Here is a 23,428-nt window from a genome sequence, read left to right on the forward strand (position 1 = left end):
GGCTTTTTTGCGTAATCTTTTGTCGCCATTACACTTTTTAATCAGGATTGTTTTTCCAGGGGTTAACATGCAGGGCACCAAAATTCGACTCTTAGCTGGCGGATTGCTGTTGGTCGCCGCCGCCAGTAATGTGCAGGCAGAAGCACTACAGCCCGATCCAGCCTGGCAGCAAGGTACGCTGGCCAATGGTTTTCAATGGCAAGTCCTGGCCACACCTCAACGCCCAAGCGATCGTATTGAAATTCGTCTGTTGGTGAATACCGGCTCATTGAATGAGACCACCCAGCAGAGCGGCTTTAGCCATTTCTTACCGCGCATGGCACTGACACAAAACGGTAGCTTGCAGCCATTGCAGGTACGCTCACTATGGCAGCAAAGTGTGGACCCGCAGCGTCCGCTGCCTCCAGCCGTTGTTTCGTATGACTTCACGTTGTTTAATCTTAGCCTGCCTAATAACCGCAATGATTTACTCAAAGAAGCGATAGCTTATCTGGCGGAAACCACTGGTAAAACGTCGATCACCCCGGAAACGGTGAACGTTGCGCTGCAAACTCAGGATATGGTGACAACCTGGCCGATGGACACCAAAGACAACTGGTGGCGCTATCGCTTGCAAGGTTCCTCGCTGTTGGGCCATGACCCGGCAGAAGATCTCAAGCAGCCGGTTGATAACGAACAACTCAACGAGTTCTACAAGAAGTGGTACACCCCGGATGCGATGACCTTGATTGTGGTGGGTAACGTCGATAGCCGTAGCGTTGCCGATCAAATCAACAAAACGTTTGGCACCCTGACGGGCAAACGTGAAACGCCCGCTCCGGTTGCGACTCTTTCTCCGCTCAAGCGCGTTCCTGTGAGTTTAATGACTGACAGTGTGAGCCAGGACAGGCTCTCACTGATGTGGGACAACGCCTGGCAGCCTATTCGTGAATCGTCTGCGATGCTGCGTTACTGGCGTGCCGATCTCGCCCGTGAGGCGCTGTTCTGGCATGTGCAGCAGAACCTTAGCAAGCAGAACATCAAGGATCTTAACCTGAGCTTCGAGTGTCGCGTGTTGTATCAGCGTGCGCAGTGCGGCATCAACCTTGCGTCACCTAACGATAGACTGAATGCGAATTTGGCGAGCGTCAGCAAAGAGCTGGTTAACGTGCGTGATAAAGGGCTGTCGCAGCAAGAGTTTGATGGGTTAATTGCGCAGAAAAAAGCGGAACTTGCCAAGTTGTTTGCCACTTACGCGCGTACCGACACCGATGTGTTGATCAGCCAGCGTATGCGTTCGCTGCAAAACCAGGTGGTCGATATCGCTCCGGAACAGTATCAGAAACTGCGCGGGGATTTCCTGAACAGCCTGACATTAAGCTCGCTGAACCAGGATTTACGCCAGCAACTGTCGCAAGAAATGGCTTTAGTGCTGTTGCAGCCAAAAGGTGAACCTGAGTTCAACATGAAGGATCTGCAAGCGACGTGGGATAAGGTGATGGTGCCGGCTAAAGCACTGCCGCTGACTGATGAACCTAAGCAGGAAGTTTCTTCGGATACGCCGCAGGCGCAGTAACGCCCTCTCCCTCATATACACATCTTTGAGGGGCGCTTCCTGCCGAGCCGGAGAAGGTTCCGTTCACCAGGCGACAGCATGTTTATGTCGCGACTGAACCGGTGAACGTCTTAGGGTGGCCACCGTCGCCACCCTAAGAACCCGGACTCCCGGCAAATAAATCGCCGCAAGCGGTAAACCTCCATTTTGCCTCCGTGTCAGGGTCGGTTGCGATTCGTTTATTCGGCACATCCGTGTGCCGAACCACTTCGTGGCCAACGCAAGCGTTGTTCAAAAATGTTCCTGACATTTTTGTCAGACGATCGCGCCCTCCAGCCGTTCCCGACGGCTGGACCCTGCCACCTGGAGTCAAAATGGAGGCGATTTAAGCCGGACCCGAAATTCAAAGTCAAAAGCCAGACCGGTTTTGACCTTGTCCCCGGCTTCAATCGCTCCGTTTTTTACCCTTCAGTCGTGGTCACGTGGTCGGGAACCACGTGAGAGAGCGATCGTCGGGAACGAATCGCGAACGACCCCGAATGTTGGGTGAAAAACGGTGTTTACCGCGTTAGCGGCGATTGATTTGCCGGGCGCCTGGATTATCAAGGGGTTGGCGTTAACCCCTTGATACGTTCACCGTTTGCGGGAATTAAAGAGATAACTGAACACACGGGTGAACGGAAAACCAGCAGGGCTTACAGATCTCACCCTGACAAGATAGCCAGGATGAGTTGTGTACAAGAGACAGCCCACAGGGAGAGGGCCGGGTGAGGGTTGCCTTAAGAAGGCATCGCCTCTTTCGGGATAATCGCCCCGCGATACTGAATCACGGTACTCGCCGTCAAATGCCCGCGTTTTGCCGCTTCTTCAGCACTACCACCAGTCAAACGTATCGCCAGATAACCCGCGCTGAAAGAGTCGCCAGCCGCTGTGGTGTCGATAACTTTTTCTTTTGGTAATTTTACCGCTGGCACTTCTAACATCGGCTCGCCCTGAATCGCCACCAGGCAAGACTCTGCACCGCGCTTGATGACCACTTCACGCACGCCAGCTGCCTGAGTACGGTGAATCACTTCTTCAACCGGCTTCGCGCCCCACAGCAAATCTTCGTCATCCAAAGTCAGGAACGCGATGTCAGTGCAGGTCAGCATTTGCTGGTAAACCTGTTGCGTCTCTTCACGGCTGGCCCACAGGCGCGGACGGTAGTTGTTATCGAAGATAACCTTGCAACCGTTAGCGCGGCACTGAGTCAGCAGCGCCATCAGCTTTTCACGGCTCGCCGCGTTGAGGATTGCCAGGCTAATCCCGCTCAAATACAGGTAATCGAACTTAGCCAGTTCTGCGCAAATCGCCTGAGCTTGCTCGCTCTCCAGCCAGAAACGGGCTGCGGCTTCGTTACGCCAGTAATAGAAAGTACGCTCGCCGGTTGAATCAGTTTCGATGTAATACAAGCCTGGTAAACGGTGCTCCAGGCGCTGTGTCAGCTCGGTGTGAACGTTTTCTTGCTGCCATGCGTCGAGCATTTGTTGGCTGAAGTTATCTTCACCCAAAGCCGTGACGTAATGGACTTCTAGCTCGTTTGCATCGACCTGGCGGGCGATATAGACGGAAGTATTTAGGGTGTCGCCACCAAAGCCGCGGCTAACTTCCGCACCTTTTTGCGACAGTTCAATCATACATTCACCGATAACGGCGATTTTGCGCGTTGGCATAGCAGTAAACCTGAATTGATGAAATTACCGCTAGTTTGCTGGTCGGCTAAAAACGAGTCAAACAATTTAAAACGATGTTTCGGAAAACTTTGAGCTAAGGCAGTTTATTGCCAATGTGAACCAACTCTCTTTCATTAAGGTTGTACTCAAAGCGAACATAAAGTTCTCATGCGCTACGCCGATAACTTGACGATGGGCCATCCGAGTTATCAAGGTAAACAGGACGTACATGATGAAGTTTAATCAGATCACTCACCGGCTGAATACGCTTGAGGCGAGTGTCGAAAGTTTGCAGGAGCGGCGGTTCTGGTTGCAGTGCCAGCGGCAGTACACCTTCCAGCCGATCTACAAAATCGATGGTCGATTAATGGCGATAGAACTGCTGACGGTGGTCACGCACGCGGATGAGCCGGAGGTGCGTATTGCCCCGGATCGCTACTTTTCATCTGTCTCCAGTCGCACGCGCTTGATGGTCATCGAAGAGCAACTCAATTTGCTGCGCAGTTGGGAATCCATCTTCCTTGGCTATGGCATTTTAGCGTCGGTGAATGTCGATGGCCCGACTCTTGTGGCAATGAAGCATCATCAGTCGATTCTAAGGCTTATCAACAAAATGCCGTGGGTGCGCTTTGAACTGGTGGAGCACATCACCCAACCGCAAGCCGTGACACTGGCAGGAATGCACGAATTCGGCCCGCTGTGGCTGGACGATTTCGGCACCGGTGTTGCCAACTTTTCTGCTTTAAGCGAGATGCACTACGACTACATCAAAGTCGCGCGTGACTTGTTCATCATGCTGCGCACCAGCGACGAAGGCCGGAATTTATTCAACATGTTGCTGCAATTGATGAATCGCTATTGTAAAGGCGTCATCGTCGAAGGTGTCGAAACTGAAGCGGAATGGCGCGCTGTGCAAAACTCCCCCGCGTTTGCGGCACAAGGCTATTTCCTCTCCCGTCCCGTTCCATTTGAACAGTTAGAGAGCGTACTAACTCGCCTGTCCTGATGCCGTTTTGGTCACGCTCAACTATCTTTAGTTAAAGCGAGCCACATCAGGAGAAGGTAAAAGGCATGACTAAAACTGGAAAGGTCGCCAGCGGTGTCGTCGGGGGTTTATTGTTGTTGGTTGTGGTGGCAATTATTGTGATTGCGACGTTTGACTGGAATCGGCTCAAACCGACTATCAACCAAAAAGTCTCGACAGAGCTGAATCGGCCCTTCGCCATTCGTGGCGATTTAGGCGTGGTATGGGAGCGTAACAAAGAAGAAACCGGCTGGCGCAGTTGGGTGCCGTGGCCGCATGTTCACGCCGAAGATATTATTCTGGGCAACCCGCCGGATATTCCTGAAATCACTATGGTGCATCTGCCGCGCGTAGATGCCACGCTTGCACCTCTCACGCTGCTCACTAAAACCGTTTATATCCCGTGGATCAAGCTGGTTCAGCCGGATGTGCGAATCATTCGGCTGTCGGAAAAAAACAATAACTGGACGTTCAACCTCGCCAGTAGCGCAGCGCAAGATCCCAATCAACCGCCGTCAGCGTGGTCGTTCAAAATGGACAATATTCTGTTCGATAAAGGCCGCATCGCTATTAACGACAAACTCACTAAAGCAGAGATGGAAATCCTCGTTGATCCACTTGGCAAACCGTTACCGTTTAGTGAAATACAAGGGCACAAACCCAAAGGCAAAGATGCCGCAAAAGCCGGAGATTATGTCTTTGGCCTGAAAGTTCGCGGGCGCTACAACGGCGAGCCGATAGAAGGCTCCGGTAAAATTGGCGGTATGTTAGCGCTGCGCAGCGAAGGCGAAACCGCCTTTCCGGTGCAGGCCGACGTGCATTCTGGTAACTCACGCGTGGCGTTTATCGGCACCATCAACGACCCGATGAAAATGGGTGGTGTCGACCTGCAACTGAAGTTCTCCGGTGATTCGCTGGGCAACCTCTACGATCTGACCGGTGTGTTATTGCCGGATACGCCACCGTTTGAAACTGACGGGCATTTACTGGCAAAAATCGATGCAGAAAAAGGCTCGGTGTTCCGCTATCAGAACTTTAACGGACGTATTGGCGACAGCGACATTCATGGCTCGCTCACTTATTCGCAAGGCAAACCGCGGCCGAAACTGGAAGGCGACCTTGAATCTAAACAGCTTCGGCTGGCCGATTTAGGCCCGTTGATTGGCGTGGATTCCGGCAAGGGCGCGCAACAAAGCAAAAAGGCGGAACAAGCCAAAGGCGAGAAAACCGTGCAGCCGGGCGACAAAGTTCTGCCGTATGACCGTTTCGAAACCGCCAAGTGGGACGTAATGGATGCTGACGTGCGCTTTAAAGGCGGGCGCATCGAACACAGCGGCACGCTGCCGCTCAGCAATCTCACCACGCATGTGATCCTTAAAAATGCCGACTTACGCCTGCAACCGCTAAAATTCGGCATGGCGAACGGCACCATCAGCGCCAACATTCACCTTGATGGCAACAAGAAGCCGATGCGCGGAGAAGCGGATATTCAGGCGCGTCGCTTGCAGCTCAAACAGCTGATGCCAAAAGTGGAATCGATGCAGAAAACCCTCGGGGAACTGAACGGTGATGCGGATTTGCGGGGCCGTGGTAACTCTATTGCGGAGCTGTTGGGCAGCAGCGATGGCAACCTGAAATTGCTGATGAACGACGGGTTAATCAGCCGCAACCTGATGGAAATTGTCGGCCTGAACGTCGGGAATTACGTCGTCGGGCAAATCTTTGGTGATGATGAAGTGCGGATTAACTGTGCGGCGGCGAACCTTGATTTACGCGGCGGCGTGGCGACGCCACGTATTTTTGCCTTTGATACCGAAAACGCGCTGATCAACGTCACCGGCACCACCAACTTTGCCAGCGAGCGGCTCGATTTAACCATTGATCCTGAAAGCAAAGGGGTGCGCATTCTGACATTGCGCTCGCCACTTTATGTGCGCGGCACGTTTAAGAACCCGGATGCCGGGGTGAAACCCGGCCCATTGATTGCCCGTGGCGCGGTGGCTGCGGCACTGGCAACGCTGGTGACGCCAGCCGCCGCACTGCTGGCAATGATCTCGCCTTCCGAAGATGGCGGTAATCAGTGCAGCCGTATTTTGGGGCAGATGAGGAAGTGACATTTCCCCTCACCCAGGCTGTCTCTTATACACATCTTTGAGGGACGGTTCCTGCCGAGCCGGAGAAGGTTCCGTTCACCAGGTGACAGCATGTTTATGTCGCGATTGAACTGGTGAACGTCTTAGGGTGACCACCGTCGTCACCCTAAGAACCCGGACTCCCGGCAAATAAATCGCCGCAAGCGGTAAACCTCCATTTTGCCTCCGTGTCAGGGTCGGTTGCGATTCGTTCCCGACGATCGCGCCCTCCAGCCGTTCCCGACGGCTGGCCCCTGCCACCAGGAGTCAAAATGGAGGCGATTTAAGCCGGACCCGAAATTCAAGGTCAAAGTCAAAAGCCAGAGCGGTTTTGACCTTGTCCCCGGTTTCAATCGCGCCGTTTTTTTACCCTTCAGTCGGGGTCACGTGGTCGGGAACCACGTGAGAGAGCGATCGTCGGACTAAAAATGTCAGGAACATTTTTGAACAACGCTTGCGTTGGCCACGAAGTGGTTCGGCACAGGGATGTGCCGAATAAACGAATCGCGAACGACCCCGAATGTTGGGTGAAAAACGGTGTTTACCGCTTTAGCGGCGATTGATTTGCCGGGCGCCTGGATTATCAAGGGGTTGGCGTTAACCCCTTGATACGTTCACCGTTTTCTGGAATTAAAGAGATAACTGAACGCACGGGTGAACGGAAAATAAGCGAAGCTTACAGATCTCACCCTGACAAGATTGCCAGGGTGAGGGTGAAAAAACTAAAGCGACAAATGACGGGTCTCTTTAGACACCAGCAACGCAACCAGCGTAATCGCTGACATCGCCGCCAGATACAAACCGACGTAGAACAAACCGTAATTCGCCTGCAGCCAGGTGGCAATATACGGCGCAACCGATGCCCCCAGAATCGACGCCACGTTATACGAGAACGATGCTCCGGTATAACGTACTTCGGTTGGGAATAACTCTGGCAGCAGCGCGCCCATTGGGCCGAATGTCAGCCCCATCAGGCTCAGGCCAATCAGCAAGAACGCCATCACCAGCGTCGGGTTACCGGAACCCAACAGCGGCTGGAACACGGCTAACGCAAACACAATCATCAGGCTGGTGATGACAATCATGCATTTACGGCGACCAAACTTATCCGCCAGATAACCGGCAATCGGCACCATTACGCCAAAACCAATTACCGCCATCATCAGCATCCACAACACATCGTTGCGTGAGAAGCCGAGGCCCTTCGGCACCGCAGCGGTGCTGAAGGTCATCGAATAAACCGTCATGATGTAGAACAGCGTGTAAGTCGCCAGCATGATAAACGTGCCAATAATCGTCGCTTTCAGGTGCTTGCTCAGCAGTGTACCGAGCGGGATTTTCACCTGTTTGCCTGCTTTGGCAATTTTGGCGAACACCGGCGTTTCATGCAGCGAAACACGCACATACAGGCCGATAATCACCAGCACCGCAGACAGGATAAACGGCACGCGCCAGCCCCATGACATGAACTGCTCGTCAGTCAGCAACCAGGAGAGCAGCAGGAAGGTGCCGTTGGCAAAGAAGAAGCCGATTGGTGCACCCAACTGTGGGAATGAACCGTATAGCGCACGTTTGCGCGGCGGAGCGTTCTCAGTAGCCAGCAACGCAGCACCACCCCACTCACCACCCAGACCTAAACCTTGCCCGAAGCGTGCCAGTGCCAACAGCATTGGCGCTAATACACCGATGGTTTCGTAGCCCGGCAACAGGCCAATTAAGACGGTTGAAACACCCATCGTTAAAAGTGATGCCACCAGGGTCACTTTGCGACCAACTCGGTCACCAAAATGGCCGAACAGCGCGGAGCCAATCGGACGTGCCACAAAGGCGATGGCGAACGTAGCTAGCGACTGGAGTGTCGCCGCGGTTGGATCACCTTGCGGGAAGAAGATATGCGGGAAAACAATCACCGCCGCAGTGGCGTAAATATAGAAATCGAAAAACTCGATGGCGGTGCCGACAAGCGAGGCAACGACAACTTTTCCGCGTGAGTTGACCGGCGTGGAGTCAGTTTCGGTATTGATTGAATTAGCGATGGTGGCCTGCATATTATTTTCTTATTTATATCGAACGAAAGGCCATATTACGCACAGCAAAAGGCGTATTTCAACGCGCGCTTGCGCAACGTCCTGTGCGATTAATAAGCAATAAGAGGATAATTTTTAGTCCAGAAAATAAATGTCCATGTCATGCTTCTCATATTTAAAAAATCAGTTAATAAAACTGCTTTTAGGTTAAATAAAAGTTACAGGTTGGATTTATGTGCTGATGGGGGCTTTCGTAGGGCGGATAAGCGCTAGCGTCATCCGCCACATTCACGGAGATAGCGGATTACGCTTCATGCTCCCAGCGTGCGCAAAAGCGCTCAATATCGCCCGCCTGGAAGTCGCTAAGATGCGTCATCAGTTTTTCCAGTGGCCAATCCCACCAGGCAATACGCTGCAGGCTGGTGGCTATCTCTACCGGGAAGCGCGAACGGATCATTTTGGCAGGCACGCCGCCAACAATGGTGTAGGGCGCGACATCTTTGCTCACTACCGCACCGGCGGCTAACACTGCGCCATCACCGACTGTCACGCCAGGCAGCACAATCACACCGTGGCCAATCCAGACATCATTGCCAATCAGCACCTTCGCATCGTGACGATCGGCAAAAAAACTGCCGATCGCGGCGGGCATTAGCGTCGTAATACTCCGGGCAATAGGTAAAACGGTGTTGTGAGGCTCTGTCCATCGGGTGATTAGGTGCACCAATGCGTACCTGATTGGCGATGGCGGTGAATTTGCCGATCACGCTATCTGCAACACAACAATGCTCGCCTATGTAGGAAAAGTCCCCGAGCGTGCTGTATTCCATCACGCTGTGCGCGAGGACTTCACATTGTTCACCAATCTGGGTTTCACGCAGGCGGACGCTGGGGGCGATATACGTTTGCTGAAGTTTGGCTGTGGCGGCGGTCATGCTTTTCTTTCCTGGTCAGGTATCGGGGTTAGGGATTGCCCGCGTTGGGCAAACCCTAATCATGACAGGAAAGAATGACAGAATTATTTATGCGTTTTGCCCGGCATACGCGGGTCATCTTTGTATTCGGCGGTGGCAATCCACGCGGCGCAGAACAGCGTCAGCCGGGCGAAGAAATAGAAAAATGCCATTAAACCTAAGACCGAACCAAACGCCGCGCCAGAAGGGGATTTAATCAGCGCAGGCAGGCTGTAAGTCATGATGATTTTGATCACTTCAAAGCCAATGGCTGCAATCAATGTGCCGCGCATCAGCGCTTTTTTACGCGGGCGGTGGCGTGGCAGTCGCCAGAAAATCCAGAAGAACAGCAGGTAGTTAGCAGAAATAGAAATAACCAGCCCGACCAGATGCCAGACCGGTTTTAACCACTCGATGCCGTCGAGATGCAGCAGGCCAATCAGCATGGTTTGCGCGGAACCGGCAACGGAAGTGATGGATAACGTCACGACCAGCGCAACCAGCAAACCTATCAATGACACCAAATCACGTAGATATTTGGTCCAGAATTTTTCCTGGTCTTGCGCTGTCCGTTCCCACTTATCCCGCGATTGCGCACGCACCGCTTCACGCAAATTGCCCATCCAGTTAATACCGGAATAGAGCGCAATCAACAGGCCGACCAGGCCGACGGTGGTGCGCTGTTGCACCGCCGTATTGATGGTGTTTTGCAACGTCGCGGCAAGTGTTGGCTCGCTAACGTTGGCGAGGATTTTTTCGAAAATCTCCTCCAGCAGCGTGGGGTGCGAGGCGAGGATATAACCGGCGGCAGCAAACGCCACCATCAGAATTGGGATGAGCGACAGGAACGAAAAATAGGTAATTGCCGCGCCAAACTGGTTCCCCATGCGGTCATTAAACCGTTCGGCTGCCCTTATCAGGTGCGCAACAACAGGGTTACGCTCGACACGTCCGACAGTGTTATTCACGCTGTCGATGGTTTTATTGACCTTCTCATTACTGGTTTTGATTTTGACTATCGGCTCATAGTCGAGTGTTTCCGTTGGGCGTTTTTCGGTGTTATCCGGCACTGTCATCAGGTGATTTTTCCTTTTGTTTTAGCAGGATCTTAAAGAAAGTATAGCGGGGATGCTAATCAACATACCCTTTCACCAGCCCGGTCAGCCACTCCATAAACAAATGAACACGGCGAGAGAGGTTGCGGCGATGGGGATAAAGCAGCGAAACAGGCATCGGTTCGGCGCGGTATTGCGGCAGGATTTCCACCAGTTTTTTACTCTTGAGCTGGTCTTTAACGCCGATGCGCGGTGCCTGAATAATCCCGAGCCCGGCAAGGCACGCCGCTTGATAGGTTTCGGTGCTATTCACGGTGATGACGCCACCGGTTTTTATCCAGCGGGTAGTTTTATCGAGAAAAACTTCAAAGCCTTGCGGACGGCTACCGAGGTTTGGCGCGTAATGCACCACCGCGTGAGACGCGAGATCGTCAAGGTTTTCCGGATAACCAAAACGCTCCAGATAATCGGGGCTGGCGCAGTTAATTAAAGAGAGTTTCCCCAATGGCCGTGCAACCAGGCCTGAATCTTTAAGCTGCCCCACGCGCACCACGCAATCGAACCCTTCGCGCACCACATCCACTATGCGATCGCTACTGCTCAACTCAAGTTCAATACCAGGATACTGCTGTAAGAAGGCGGGAAGTTTGGGGATCACCAAATTTTTTGCCACCCCAACGGGCATATCCACACGCAAGCGCCCGCTAACACTGCTGGGGTCATGCAGGAATAGCCCGTCGAGTTCGTCAAGATTGGCTAATAGATCGCGACAGCGCTCGTAATAAACCATGCCGTCTTGCGTCAACTGCACACGCCGCGTGGTGCGATGCAATAACCTTGTTCCCAGCATGCCTTCTAGCGCCTGAATTTGCCGCGATACGCTACCTTTAGGAAGGCCCAGAGTATCTGCTGCGCGAGAAAAACTCTCCAGTTCAGCCACTCTAATGAATAACTGCATTGCTTGTATTTTATCCACTTTTTCTCGCATTGTTGTTGTCAGTGAAACAGTGATGCGCAATTTGCACTCTTTATTGATTTTTTAGCAGCTAATAAGCTGTATCTCAATCACCGAACAGTCATCGAAGGGGTAAATCATGAGTCAAACAATCGCATTAGTGACCGGCGGCAGCCGTGGATTAGGTAAAAACGCAGCTTTGAAGCTGGCGGCGCGCGGCGTGAATATTATTCTGACTTACAACAGCCAGCAGCAAGAAGCGCTCAATGTGGTGCGTGAAATTGAGCTAACTGGCGTGAAAGCGGTGGCAATTCAATTGAATGTCGCCGAAAGTGCTGGCTTTAGCGCTTTTGCAACTGAAGTGAAGCAACAGTTGCATGATGTCTGGCAGCGCGACTCGTTTGATTATTTATTAAACAATGCTGGGACGGGTATCGATACGCTGTTCGAAAAAACAACAGAGCAACAATTTGATGATTTAATGAACATCCATTTGAAGGGGCCATTCTTCCTGACTCAGCAGTTGCTGCCACTGATTAAAAACGGCGGGCGTATCCTGAATGTGTCGACGGGTTTAACGCGTTTTACACTGCCGGGAAAAGCGGCTTACGCCGCAATGAAAGGGGCGATGGAAGTGCTGACGAAGTACCAGGCTAAAGAGCTGGGTGCGCGCGGAATTGCGGTCAATATCATTGCTCCTGGCGCGATTGCCACCGACTTTGGCGGCGGTGTGGTGCGTGACAATGAACAAGTGGCCAATGCTATCGCTTCACAAACCGCGCTGGGCCGCGTTGGGCAACCGGATGATATTGGTGATGCGATTGCGGTGCTGCTGAGTGATGAAAGCCGCTGGATGAATGCGCAGCGCATTGAGGTTTCTGGCGGGATGTTCTTGTAAGCCTGGGCCGCGGTTATGTCGGATGACGCTAACGCTTATCCGACCTTGTATCTTGAACCGGTAGCTGGTTAGCTACCGGTTACATGAAACGGAGGAAGCTTGTATCCGACCTGAAGACCTCGATCTTCCGACGTAGCTTAAGCTCTCCGTTTCACCTTTCACGCCACTCAAAATCCGAACGGTAACCAGAAGCTCTGACTTCGCATGTACAAGGCTGGAATGGCGTGTTGGTTCACGTGGAAGGAGATGAAATATGGCTTTTCTCGGTGCTGATATCAGCAAAAATAAAATAGATGTCTGTCTGCTTGTTGCCGGTATTAAGGGTAAGAAAAAGCAGAAAGTCTTCACCAATGAACCCTGTGTGGCCCGCAAAATCATCGACTGGCTGGAGGCCCAAAAATGCGCCTCTGATAATATGACAGTCGTGATGGAAGCCACGGGTATCTACCATGAAAATCTGGCGTATGGGCTTCATGATGCGGGAATTTCTGTCTGCATGGCCAATCCATACCGTGTCCGTGAGTTTGCCTGCGGAATGGATATCCTCACGAAAAATGACACAGTGGACGCATTTGTGCTGGCCTGTTATGGCGAGCTGAAGCATCCCGATGCCTGGGTCCCACCGTCAGTTGAAGTCCGTAAACTCAGGGCGTTGTTGCGTCAGCGCGACGCGCTGAAAGAGGATGTGCAGAGGACGGCCAACCGGCTTGAAAAAGCGCATTCAACCTCGACACCACGGGAGGTCATAGCCTCACTGGAGCGGACACACGGCTGGCTGAGTGATGAACTGGAACGGATAGAAAAGCTCATTACTGACCACACAGATAACGACCCGGGACTGAAGGCCGATCTGGAGCTGCTGAAATCGATAAAATGTGTGAAGGAGCAGGTGGGACGGGAGATGCTGGCACTACTGAAAGACGGGACGTTCAAAAGTGCCTCGCAGGTGGCAGCGTATCTGGGAATAACACCGGTGGAGAGAGTGTCAGGCAGTTCGGTACGCGGGCGGGCACATATGTCAAAAACAGGCCCCTCAATAGTCAGAGCCAAACTGTATGTAGCAGCCCTGAGTGCAATCCGGTGGAATAAACCCGCGAAGGCGATATATGAAAGGCTGGTAGCGAAAGGTAAGGCGAAAAAAGCGGCCCTGGGTGCAGTGATGCGTAAGCTGGTACATATGTGCTTCGGCGTACTGAAAACCCGATTACCATGGGATGAAAATTATGCAGCTACCGCTTGACGTTCAAGACGGTAGCTACAAAACCGCTTTCGTAGGGTGGATTAGCGCAAGCGATATCCACCGTGTTTTATTGGAACTCGCTGCGTAACAAGCCAAATATCCAGTCATCCTGCCAGATCCCGCCAAGAAAGTAATTTTCGCGCAGTATCCCTTCTGGCTGAAAACCTGCTTTTTCCAGCACCTTCTTTGAACCTATATTGCCTACCGTTACTGTCGCGGTCAGTTTGCGCATCGCGCATTTTTCAAAGGCAAACCGGCACACGGTATGCAGCGATTCATAACCGTAACCTTGCCCGTGAAAGAGCGGGTCGAGGATAAAGCCCACCTCCGCCATGTCGTCGTCACCGCGGACAAAACCGGTGAAGCCAATCAGCGTCCCGTCATGTTTATCGCGCATCGCAAGACACAACCAATGGCGGCTGTGTAATTCCCAGCGCACCAGGCGTGAATTAAATATCTGGCGGATTTCCGCCTCTTTGCGGTTATCAGAGACATAACGCATCACGACGGGGTCTTGTTGTAGCCGTAAAAAGCTCGACCAGTCCTGCTCGCTGATTTGCGTTAAGTTCAGTCGTGGTGTGGAGAGTGAAAGCATGTTGATCGCTCTGCTATGTGGGTACACATAAACATTACATATACCCATCATACTTCAAGTTGCATTTTTGTTGGCTACGCTTACTCACCCGCATCACTTACTTGTGTAAGCTCATCGGGACTCGCTCGTTTGCCGTCGCGATGCATCTTGAATTATTTTGGGCATAGCAAAAAATAACGGCGCCAATATTTAGCACCGTTATTAAGTGTTATTGCCAGCGTGATAAATCATCCGTTGTCAGTCCAATATCGCGTAATTGTTCCTTATTCAGCCCTTTTAGTACGCGCGCCGTCTGGCGTTGTAACCAGCGTTGCCGGAAATAATGATAAATCATCACAAAACCATAAAACGGTTTGCGCGGACGGTTTTCTTCAAAGCCCATGATGTTGCTCCTCTTGTCAGTTCGAGGTTCATCATGCGCCGCCATACAGATAGCCGACAGATTCAAATATTACTTTTATTTAACATACAGAAGCGCTAAAACATGAACTGAATGGCAAGTTTATCGTCATTCTGTACTGGTTTTACTGTCTGTATGGTTGATTAAGAGGATACAGCATGACGCGCTACCAACATCTGGCCACTTTACTGGCCGAACGTATTGAACAAGGGCTGTATCGCAGTGGCGAGCGCTTACCGTCGGTGCGCAGCCTGAGCAGTGAACATGGCGTCAGTATTAGCACCGTACAGCAGGCTTATCATCTTCTTGAAGACAAACAGCTGATTTCACCGCAGCCACGTTCCGGTTATTTCGTCACACAACGCAAAGCACAACCGCCCGTTCCACAACTGACTCGCCCGGTACAGAGGCCGGTTGAGATCACGCAGTGGGACGCTGTGCTTGAGCAACTTGTTGCCCGTGAAGCAGGCGATATTGTCGCTTTTGGTAGCGGTGCGCCGGATGTGACACAACCGACCATCAAACCGTTATGGCGTGAACTCAGCCGCATTGCGCAATATCAGCAACCCGAATTGCTCGGCTATGACAGCATTCATGGTATGCGCACGCTGCGCGAGCAAATTTCCCGCCTGATGCTGGATAGCGGTTGTGTGGCATCGGCTGACGATATTCTGATTACCACCGGTTGTCATGAAGCCTTGTCGATTGCCATCCGCGCGGTCTGCGAGGCGGGCGACATCGTGGCGGTGGAGTCTCCATCATTTCATGGCACCATGCAGATGCTGCGGGCATTTGGTATTAAAGTTGTTGAAATACCAACGGATTCTGTGACAGGGATCAGCGTGGAAGCACTAGAGTTAGCGCTGGAACAGTGGCCGATTAAAGCGGTAATACTGGTGCCAAACTGCAATAACCCACTCGGGTTTATCATGCCGGATGCTCGTAAAAAAGCGGTGCTGAATCTCGCGCAACGTTTTGATATTGCCATCATTGAGGATGATGTTTACGGCGAGCTGGCCTATGAATATCCCCGCCCGATGACCATCAAGTCGATGGATGTCGATGGTCGAGTGCTGTTGTGTAGCTCTTTTTCTAAAACGCTGGCGCCAGGTTTGCGCGTCGGCTGGATTGTACCGGGCCGCTATCTTGACCGTGCTTTGCACATGAAATACATCGTCACCGGCAGCACTTCGACCTTTGCACAACTCGCGGTGGCGGAGTTTATTCGTAACGGCAACTACCATCGCCACCTGCGGCGGATGCGCCAACTTTATCAACGTAATCTCGAGGATTTTACCTGCCATGTGCGGCACTATTTCCCGTGCGGTATCTGCGTCAGTCGCCCACAGGGCGGCTTTATGATGTGGGTTGAGCTACCGGAAAATATCGATATTGTGCCGATTTGCTGTGCACTGCGCGAAGAGCATATTCATATTGCGGTGGGGTCTTTGCTTTCAGCATCCGGGAAGTATCGTAATTGTTTGCGCCTCAATTACGCCATGCCGTGTGATGCAGCCACCGAAGCGGCGCTGCGTAAAACCGGTGAAGCGTTAAATCAGGTAGTCGAAAACGCGTAGTTTTCCCTCTCTTTTATGGCCATTGTGCAGGTAACTGTTGCGTTAGTCTGTTGCGTAATAGCGCCTTTCTAGTCAGGCGCTCGTACCCAATAAAGGATAACCATGACCAGCACTGCACAGTTGCTGATGCGGGATAAATTTGAGACTTGCCTGAGCGTTTGCCGCCAGGCGTCATTGCAAATCCTGCCACTGCTTTCTATCAAAGCCTCTGAAGGCAAAGATCCGCAATGGTTTTTTCAACAGCTTGAGCAGGCTCGCCTGGCGCTGGGTAGTTGGATGGAGGTAGCAAAGCGGTTAAACCTTAACGATGCGGAGCTTTCGCAGTTCACCCTACTGTTGCGCCATTTCCAGCAGTTGGTGCCGCAATATGAAAGCGGCCAGGAAATCAGCCATAACCAACTTATTTCCGCACTGCGTTTCGTCAGTTATCTCGAGCTGGTACGCCTGAGGCAGCCACTACTGGGTTATTCAACCGATCTCGACACCCATAGTGAAGCGCAGCAACAAAAAGCGTTACGCCAGATGCGCGCGCTGGAATTAATGCTGCGAGGGATGATTAATAAATGTTATCCCAGCCAATCGCAGCTGGTGAATAAACTGAAGAAGCAGTTTGGTGCTGACTGTGTGCGCCGTTGGTTAAAACATGGCGAGCAGGGTGATGTGTTAAGTGGGATGCGATTTAGCGAACTGGCGTTATTGGTGGTCGATAAAAAGGAGTTTGCCAACCACTATGCCGAAATACTTCACAGCTCACCGCAGCTGAATCTATTTATTGATCAACGTAAAACACTACAAACCTTCCTCGACGACGTGCGTGAAATTCGCAATAACCTCATTCAACAACCGCCACTCACTTCTGTGCAACTCGTTTTACTGGATAGCTATTACCACGAATGTAGTGCGGCGGTTCAGCGTGCCTTTGATGAAGGGCGGACAACAGTAAACCCATCCGCACTGATGGCTGCTGATGACGCTCAGGTACAAGCATTTATTGAGCTGGCGCAGAAAAAATATCGCGAAGCGGGGCGTGATACGGAAGAAGTGCGTGACACCATTGATCACCCCGACTTGCGGCATAGCAAAAAAAAGCAGGATACCGGTGAAACGCTACGCATGATGATGTGGTTCGTGCCAGGTATCGCGTTGATTATCATCGCTATTTTCGGCATGTACTTTCTGAGTGATCTTACAAATGAACCCGCGCTGGCACAACGTGAGGCGGCGAAAGTGACCGCAATTGATTCACTGCCGCTAAGCGAGAGTGCGCGTGAAAAGCTGGCGAATATTGGCATCACATGGGAAGAGGGTAATTTGCGATCGGCCATTGAGCGTGGTGATTCTACTGTGGTGCGTTTGTTCATGCAAAGCGGCATGAACTGGAAAGTCTATTACACCGAATCCGCGCTGGCCGCAGATTACCGCGATGCACTCTACGCTTTGCTGCAATACCGTTCGCAAATGGATGAAGAACGCCCGTGCCGGCGCATGGTAAGGACTATCAGCCAGGCGATGAACGACGGGCAAAGTCTCACTTCGCTACGTAAACAATTTCTGCAAACGTTTTGCCGTACCCCTGAGGTTATCGAGTGGCAGAAAGAAGATTTAGAACGAGCAAAACAACGGTTAAGTGCGCAGCAACAACACAATTCTGACCCAGCCACAAGCGACGCAAAACGTGCTGTGGAGATTCAGAAAGCGATTTACGATGCGATACGTTGAAAACAACGGACCGATTTTGTAGGTCGGATAAGCGATAGCGTCATCCGACACTTTTATCTGTAACAACGGGCACAAAGGGTGGATGACGCTATCAATTATCCACCCTTTAACACCCGATCTCAGGCTTCAGGATCAGTGAGACGCTTCGCCGATCAGCGCACCGCCGCCTGCACCTACTGCCGCGCCTTTCAACACGCTATTGCCGGTTGCGGCCGCCGCAACGCCACCCACAGCAGCACCAATTGCGCCGCCTTTGCGAGCTGCTTTACCGGTGTCTCCGCTCTTGAACATAGCACCTGTACCGCCGCCGACAACCGCGCCACCCACGGTGCTTTTCACGCTTTTACCAGTCGCGGCACCAATTGCAGCACCGGCGAGTGCGCCACCCGATGTTTTATCAAGAGCCAATACGTTGCCTGAAAAAGCGAAAGATAAAATCAATAAACCTGGAATATATTTTTTCACTAACTTGTCCTCCTGGACATAAATATGCGCATTCACTCGCGCTTCGATTTTATTCTGCTCAGCCTTGGAAATTGCCAGTTTTAATATTTAATATCGCGTGCTTCCTGGCGGCCATCTTGTTTGCTTTGGCGTTTATCCTGGCGACAATCATGATTGCTTTTATCATTACTGACCACACAAGAACGTTTATCCTGCCGTGCATCTTGACGCGTGTCCTGACGAGTATCCCGAGCTTCGCGGCGTTGCTGGCCTTGGGTTGTTGCATTTGCAGCACTAATAGATAGTGTTGACACAAGCACTATGCCGGTCAGTATACCAACGAGGGTATATGTCTTGTTCATTAGATAATTCCTGGAATATAAGTGATACGATCCGAATAAATCAAAATTGAAGCAAAAAAAAACCTAAGCAGTATAAGTTCGTCAGTTATGTCTAAATGTAACCAAATAGTTTGAAATATATATTATTTTGCACTTATACGGGTTTTATTGCATTTCCAAATAAGAATTAATGAGTTAGCGTTTTGATTATTTGAGCTGGTTTTTTGCGAGGTGGGCTGATGCAGGCATTAAAAAGGCCGTGGATATTAAGATCCACAGCCTGATTATTTTTTTCCCGTCTTTGCAAGACGAAAGCGTAATTTAGCGCATGGTCACGAATTCTTCCGAACCAGTCGGGTGAATTGCCACTGTGTTATCAAAATCTTTCTTAGTCGCACCCATTTTCAGTGCCACCGCGAAGCCTTGCAGCATTTCATCCATACCGTAACCAATGCCGTGAATACCGACGATTTTCTCGTCCGGGCCTGCGCAAACCAGCTTCATGCGGCATGGCTGGCGGTGCGAAGTCACAGCGGTATACATCGCGGTGAAGGACGATTTATAGACTTTCACGTTGTCGTCGCCGTATTGCTCACGTGCCTGTGGTTCGGTTAAGCCGACCGTGCCGATTGGCGGGTGGCTGAAGACTACTGTTGGCACGTTGCTGTAATCCAGATGCTCATCCGGCTTGTTGTTAAACAAACGCTCAGACAGACGACGGCCTGCCGCTACGGCAACTGGCGTCAGTTCCACCGCACCGGTGTTATCGCCCACGGCATAAATGCCCGGCACGCTGGTGTTCTGGAATTTATCGACTTCGATATAACCTTTGGCGTTGGTTTTCACACCGGTCGCCGCCAGGTTGAAGTTGTCCGTTTCTGGTTCGCGGCCAATCGCCCAAATCAGGCAATCTACCGTTTCGGAACGGCCATCTTCCAGATGCAGAGTCAGGCTGCCATCGGCATTCTTCTCAATGGCTTTTGGCACCGCCTGGGTGTGCAGCGTCGGGCCTTCGGTGTTAATCACTTCCAGCAGCGTTTCGACAATCAGCGGATCAAAAGTACGCAGCGGCGCGTGTTGGCGCACAAACAGGTGAGTTTCGGAACCCAGCGCGTTCACCACACCAGCGATTTCAACCGCGATGTAGCCTGCGCCCACTACAGCAATGCGTTTTGGCAGCGCGGGTAGTGCGAAGAAACCATCGGAATCAATACCGAATTCTGCACCTGGAATGGACGGGCGGCTTGGACGGCCACCGGTGGCAATCAGGATGTGGTCTGCGGTAATGGTTTCGCCGTTGACTTCCACGGTGTGCGCGTCGACAAATTTGGCAAAGCCACGAATCACGTCAACGTTGTTTTTACCCAGCACGTTGTCGTAAGAGGTGTGGATGCGGTCGATATACGCGGTACGGCTGGCGATCAGTTTGTCCCAGTCGAACTTATTGACGGTGGTATCAAAACCATAATCCGGACCGTAGTTGTGGATAGCTTCGGCGATTTGCGCCGCATGCCACATGACTTTTTTCGGCACGCAACCCACGTTGACGCAGGTGCCGCCCAGCTCTTTCGCCTCAATCAGTGCGCATTTCTTTCCATACATTGCCGCACGGTTAATGGAGGCAATACCGCCGCTGCCGCCGCCAATGGCGAGGTAGTCATAATGTTTGGTCATGATGTTTCCCTTTTGAGTCGAAAAATATGCGCGATTGTAGCGCGCCGAGAAATTTTAGAGCGAAGGTTCCACCGATAGCTGTAATAGCCGGTTTACTCAGGCACAACCCAGCTCAGAGTGGTAGACCCGGTGCCAGCCGGAACCAGGGTTTTATGCAGCCACGGCAGTACATTAGCCATTTGCTGCTCGAGTTTCCACGGCGGGTTGATAACAATCATGCCTGAAGCTGTCATGCCGCGGCGGTCGCTGTCTGGCAGAACGGCCAGCTCGATTTGCAGAATACGGCGAATACCGGTTTCTTGCAGTTCGCGCAGCATACGTTTGATTTGCTGGCGCATAACCACCGGATACCACAGCGCATAAGTCCCTGTAGCAAAACGCTTATAGCCTTCGTTAATGCCTGTCACAACGGCCTGGTAGTCGGTTTTAATCTCGTACGGCGGGTCGATAAGAATCAGACCACGGCGTGAAACTGGCGGCAGTTTTGACTTCAACTGGGTGTAACCGTCCGCACGTTCAACGCGAGCGCGGTTGTCTTTCTGGAATTCAGAACGCAGCAGCGGGAAATCTGATGGGTGCAGTTCGGTCAGTTGCAGGCTGTCTTGCTCGCGCAAAAGCTGGCGCGCAATCAGCGGGGAGCCTGGGTAGTAACGCAGTTGGCCGCTGTGGTTATAAGCTTTAACCGCACCGATGTATGCTTCAAGTTCAGCAGGCAAATCATCGTGTTGCCAGATGCGGCCGATACCTTCCAGGTACTCACCGGTACGCTCGGCGTGCTCGCTGCTCAGTTTGTATCGGCCAGCGCCTGCGTGAGTATCCAGATACAGAAAAGGCTTATCCTTCTCTTTTAAGGATTCAATAATCAGACTTTGAACGGTGTGTTTCAGTACGTCGGCGTGGTTGCCGGCGTGAAAGCTGTGGCGATAACTGAGCATGGCTTGAAGGGTTTCCAAAGACAAAAGAAGAACAACTATTCTGCACAGTATACAGCCTTATGCTCACCGCCTGGCATTGAAATTAACTACACTAAGCCTCATGTTAAAAGGTATTGCTTTTTAGCGCGCCTGGCGCGCTTCACTTATCAGACATCAGGAACCGCGCTTATGACCAATCCATTGTTGACGCCTTTCGACCTGCCGCCGTTTTCCGCTTTGAAACCTGAACATATTGTCCCTGCCGTGCAGCAAGCGCTGGATGATTGCCGTGCGAAAGTCGAAAGTGTGGTGGCGCAGGGCGCACCTTATAACTGGGATAATCTTTGCCAGCCGCTGGCTGAAGTGGACGACCGTCTGGGGCGTATTTTCTCGCCGGTCAGCCATTTGAATTCAGTACAAAACAGCCCAGAACTGCGTGAAGCCTACGAGCAGACGCTGCCGTTGCTGTCCGAATACAGCACCTGGGTGGGTCAACACGAAGGACTTTATCAGGCATACCGCAACCTGCGTGATGGCGCGTATTACGCGGATCTTAGCGTTGCAGAGAAGAAGGCCGTGGATAACGCACTGCGTGACTTCGAGCTGTCTGGCATTGGTTTGCCAGAAGAAAAACAGAAGCGTTATGGCGAAATCGCGGCGCGCTTGTCTGAACTGGGTTCGACCTACAGCAACAACGTGCTGGATGCGACTCAGGGCTGGACCAGGCTGATTACCGATGATGCCGAGCTTTCTGGTATGCCGGAGAGCGCCATGGCGGCTGCTCGTGCGCAGGCCGAAGCCAAAGAACAAGACGGCTGGTTGCTGACGCTGGATATCCCAAGCTATTTGCCGGTGCTGACTTACTGCGACAACCGCGAACTGCGTGAAGAAATGTACCGCGCCTATGCGACTCGCGCCTCCGATCAAGGCCCGAATGCCGGTAAGTGGGACAACACGCCGGTAATGGAAGAGATTCTGGCGCTGCGCCACGAACTGGCGGAACTGCTGGGTTTTGGTAACTACGCTGAAAAATCCCTCGCCACCAAAATGGCTGAAAACCCGCAGCAGGTGCTGGAGTTCTTAACCGATCTCGCGAAACGTGCGCGTCCACAGGGCGAAGCGGAACTGGCGCAACTGCGTGCGTTCACCCAAAAAGAATTTAACGTCACCGAGCTGGAACCGTGGGACATCACCTATTACAGCGAAAAACAGAAACAGCATTTGTATAGCATCAGCGACGAGCAACTGCGCCCGTACTTCCCGGAAGACCGCGCGGTAAACGGTTTGTTCGAAGTGGTGAAACGCATTTACGGCATCACCGCCAAAGAGCGTAAAGATATCGACGTCTGGCATTCTGATGTGCGTTTCTTCGAGCTGTACGACGAGAAAAATGAGTTGCGCGGTAGCTTCTACCTCGACTTGTATGCCCGTGAAAACAAGCGCGGCGGGGCGTGGATGGATGATTGCGTCGGCCAGATGCGCAAAGCTGATGGCTCGCTGCAAAAACCTGTCGCTTACCTGACCTGTAACTTTAATCGCCCGGTCAATGGCAAACCGGCGTTGTTCACTCACGATGAAGTGATCACATTGTTCCATGAGTTCGGCCACGGTTTGCACCACATGCTGACTAAAGTCGAAACCGCAGGCGTTTCTGGCATTAACGGTGTGCCGTGGGATGCGGTCGAGTTGCCGAGCCAGTTTATGGAAAACTGGTGCTGGGAGCCGGAAGCGCTGGCGTTTATCTCCGGCCATTACGAAACCGGTGAGCCACTGCCAAAAGAGCTGCTGGATAAAATGCTGGCAGCGAAGAACTACCAGGCCGCGCTGTTTATTCTGCGTCAGCTTGAGTTCGGCTTGTTCGACTTCCGGCTGCATGCGGAATTTAACCCAGAGCAGGGCGCGAAAGTGCTGGAAACGCTGTACGAAATCAAGAAGCTGGTTGCGGTTGTGCCGTCACCGAAGTGGGGCCGTTTCCCACATGCGTTCAGCCATATCTTTGCTGGCGGTTATGCAGCGGGTTACTACAGCTATCTGTGGGCCGATGTGCTGGCGGCGGATGCGTTCTCACGCTTTGAAGACGAAGGTATTTTCAACCGCGAAACTGGGCAGTCGTTCCTCGATAACATCCTGACCCGTGGCGGTTCTGAGGAACCAATGGAGCTGTTCAAACGCTTCCGTGGCCGCGAACCGCAGCTGGATGCGATGCTGGCTCATTACGGCATCAAGGGCTGATT

Annotated in this window: 18 protein-coding genes and 1 pseudogene; 8 read left to right on the forward strand and 11 right to left on the reverse strand. The window is 52.1% G+C overall.

Annotated elements, in window-relative coordinates; all coding sequences use genetic code 11:
- Window positions 1–67: 67 nt before the first annotated feature.
- The gene (locus MNO13_RS00470) at window positions 68–1,555 is read left to right on the forward strand and encodes a M16 family metallopeptidase (protein ID WP_064542213.1); all 1,488 of its coding nucleotides are present in this window, start codon (window positions 68–70) and stop codon (window positions 1,553–1,555) included.
- Window positions 1,556–2,313: 758 nt separating this feature from the next.
- Here MNO13_RS00470 and kdgK read toward each other — a convergent pair.
- Window positions 2,314–3,246, reverse strand: a complete 933-nt coding sequence (gene kdgK / locus MNO13_RS00475; protein WP_241939414.1) for a 2-dehydro-3-deoxygluconokinase — start codon at window positions 3,244–3,246, stop codon at window positions 2,314–2,316.
- 232 nt (window positions 3,247–3,478) lie between these two features.
- Here kdgK and pdeH point away from each other — a divergent pair, with 232 nt between their 5' ends.
- Entirely contained in the window at window positions 3,479–4,252 is a 774-nt protein-coding gene (gene pdeH / locus MNO13_RS00480; RefSeq protein ID WP_064542219.1) for a cyclic-guanylate-specific phosphodiesterase, read from the forward strand.
- A 65-nt stretch (window positions 4,253–4,317) separates the two neighbouring features.
- A complete protein-coding gene (locus tag MNO13_RS00485) occupies window positions 4,318–6,384 on the forward strand; it encodes an AsmA family protein (protein ID WP_064542221.1) in 2,067 nt (688 codons plus the stop codon).
- Window positions 6,385–7,124: 740 nt separating this feature from the next.
- On the opposite strand, the gene MNO13_RS00490 is transcribed toward MNO13_RS00485, so the two are convergent.
- From MNO13_RS00490 to MNO13_RS00505, 4 genes and pseudogenes are all read right to left on the reverse strand, one after another.
- Window positions 7,125–8,450 carry an MFS transporter gene (locus tag MNO13_RS00490; RefSeq protein WP_064542225.1) on the reverse strand — a complete coding sequence of 442 codons (1,326 nt, stop codon included), beginning with the start codon at window positions 8,448–8,450 and terminating at the stop codon, window positions 7,125–7,127.
- Between the two features lie 283 nt (window positions 8,451–8,733).
- Window positions 8,734–9,364, reverse strand: a pseudogene (locus MNO13_RS00495) (DapH/DapD/GlmU-related protein).
- An 83-nt stretch (window positions 9,365–9,447) separates the two neighbouring features.
- Complete coding sequence (gene yhjD, locus MNO13_RS00500) at window positions 9,448–10,458, reverse strand: inner membrane protein YhjD (protein WP_064542232.1); 1,011 nt, start codon at window positions 10,456–10,458, stop codon at window positions 9,448–9,450.
- Window positions 10,459–10,513: 55 nt separating this feature from the next.
- The gene (locus tag MNO13_RS00505; RefSeq protein WP_064542234.1) at window positions 10,514–11,413 is read right to left on the reverse strand and encodes a LysR family transcriptional regulator; all 900 of its coding nucleotides are present in this window, start codon (window positions 11,411–11,413) and stop codon (window positions 10,514–10,516) included.
- 118 nt (window positions 11,414–11,531) lie between these two features.
- Between MNO13_RS00505 and MNO13_RS00510 the strand changes: the two genes are divergently transcribed.
- Both MNO13_RS00510 and MNO13_RS00515 read left to right on the forward strand, forming a co-directional pair.
- Complete coding sequence (locus tag MNO13_RS00510; protein ID WP_241939415.1) at window positions 11,532–12,290, forward strand: SDR family NAD(P)-dependent oxidoreductase; 759 nt, start codon at window positions 11,532–11,534, stop codon at window positions 12,288–12,290.
- A 253-nt stretch (window positions 12,291–12,543) separates the two neighbouring features.
- Window positions 12,544–13,530, forward strand: coding sequence for an IS110 family RNA-guided transposase (locus MNO13_RS00515; RefSeq protein ID WP_121815380.1), 987 nt, complete (start codon window positions 12,544–12,546; stop codon window positions 13,528–13,530).
- Window positions 13,531–13,597: 67 nt separating this feature from the next.
- Here the strand turns inward: MNO13_RS00515 and MNO13_RS00520 are convergent, their stop codons facing one another.
- Window positions 13,598–14,125: a GNAT family N-acetyltransferase gene (locus MNO13_RS00520; RefSeq protein ID WP_121815718.1), complete on the reverse strand. Its 528-nt coding sequence runs from the start codon at window positions 14,123–14,125 to the stop codon at window positions 13,598–13,600.
- A gap of 208 nt (window positions 14,126–14,333) precedes the next feature.
- On the reverse strand, window positions 14,334–14,507 hold the full coding sequence (locus MNO13_RS00525; RefSeq protein WP_074388507.1) for a DUF1127 domain-containing protein: 174 nt from the start codon (window positions 14,505–14,507) through the stop codon (window positions 14,334–14,336).
- 176 nt (window positions 14,508–14,683) lie between these two features.
- On the opposite strand from MNO13_RS00525, the gene MNO13_RS00530 reads away from it, so the two are divergent.
- On the forward strand, window positions 14,684–16,102 hold the full coding sequence (locus MNO13_RS00530) for an aminotransferase-like domain-containing protein (RefSeq protein WP_064542240.1): 1,419 nt from the start codon (window positions 14,684–14,686) through the stop codon (window positions 16,100–16,102).
- A gap of 102 nt (window positions 16,103–16,204) precedes the next feature.
- Window positions 16,205–17,821: an STY4199 family HEPN domain-containing protein gene (locus tag MNO13_RS00535; RefSeq protein ID WP_241939416.1), complete on the forward strand. Its 1,617-nt coding sequence runs from the start codon at window positions 16,205–16,207 to the stop codon at window positions 17,819–17,821.
- 132 nt (window positions 17,822–17,953) lie between these two features.
- Here MNO13_RS00535 and MNO13_RS00540 read toward each other — a convergent pair whose 3' ends face one another.
- The 4 genes from MNO13_RS00540 to MNO13_RS00555 all read right to left on the reverse strand — a co-directional run bounded on the left by MNO13_RS00540 (window position 17,954) and on the right by MNO13_RS00555 (window position 21,215).
- Window positions 17,954–18,286, reverse strand: a complete 333-nt coding sequence (locus tag MNO13_RS00540) for a hypothetical protein (protein ID WP_064542246.1) — start codon at window positions 18,284–18,286, stop codon at window positions 17,954–17,956.
- An 80-nt stretch (window positions 18,287–18,366) separates the two neighbouring features.
- Entirely contained in the window at window positions 18,367–18,627 is a 261-nt protein-coding gene (locus MNO13_RS00545) for a hypothetical protein (protein ID WP_064542248.1), read from the reverse strand.
- Between the two features lie 300 nt (window positions 18,628–18,927).
- Entirely contained in the window at window positions 18,928–20,280 is a 1,353-nt protein-coding gene (gorA, locus tag MNO13_RS00550; RefSeq protein WP_064542251.1) for a glutathione-disulfide reductase, read from the reverse strand.
- A gap of 92 nt (window positions 20,281–20,372) precedes the next feature.
- Window positions 20,373–21,215: a 23S rRNA (adenine(2030)-N(6))-methyltransferase RlmJ gene (locus MNO13_RS00555; RefSeq protein WP_064542254.1), complete on the reverse strand. Its 843-nt coding sequence runs from the start codon at window positions 21,213–21,215 to the stop codon at window positions 20,373–20,375.
- A gap of 168 nt (window positions 21,216–21,383) precedes the next feature.
- Here MNO13_RS00555 and prlC point away from each other — a divergent pair, with 168 nt between their 5' ends.
- Window positions 21,384–23,426 (forward strand): oligopeptidase A, encoded by a 2,043-nt coding sequence (prlC, locus tag MNO13_RS00560; RefSeq protein WP_064542256.1) that lies wholly within the window; start codon window positions 21,384–21,386, stop codon window positions 23,424–23,426.
- Window positions 23,427–23,428: the final 2 nt, after the last annotated feature.

Source organism: Buttiauxella ferragutiae (assembly GCF_022637515.1).
GTDB lineage: Bacteria > Pseudomonadota > Gammaproteobacteria > Enterobacterales > Enterobacteriaceae > Buttiauxella > Buttiauxella ferragutiae.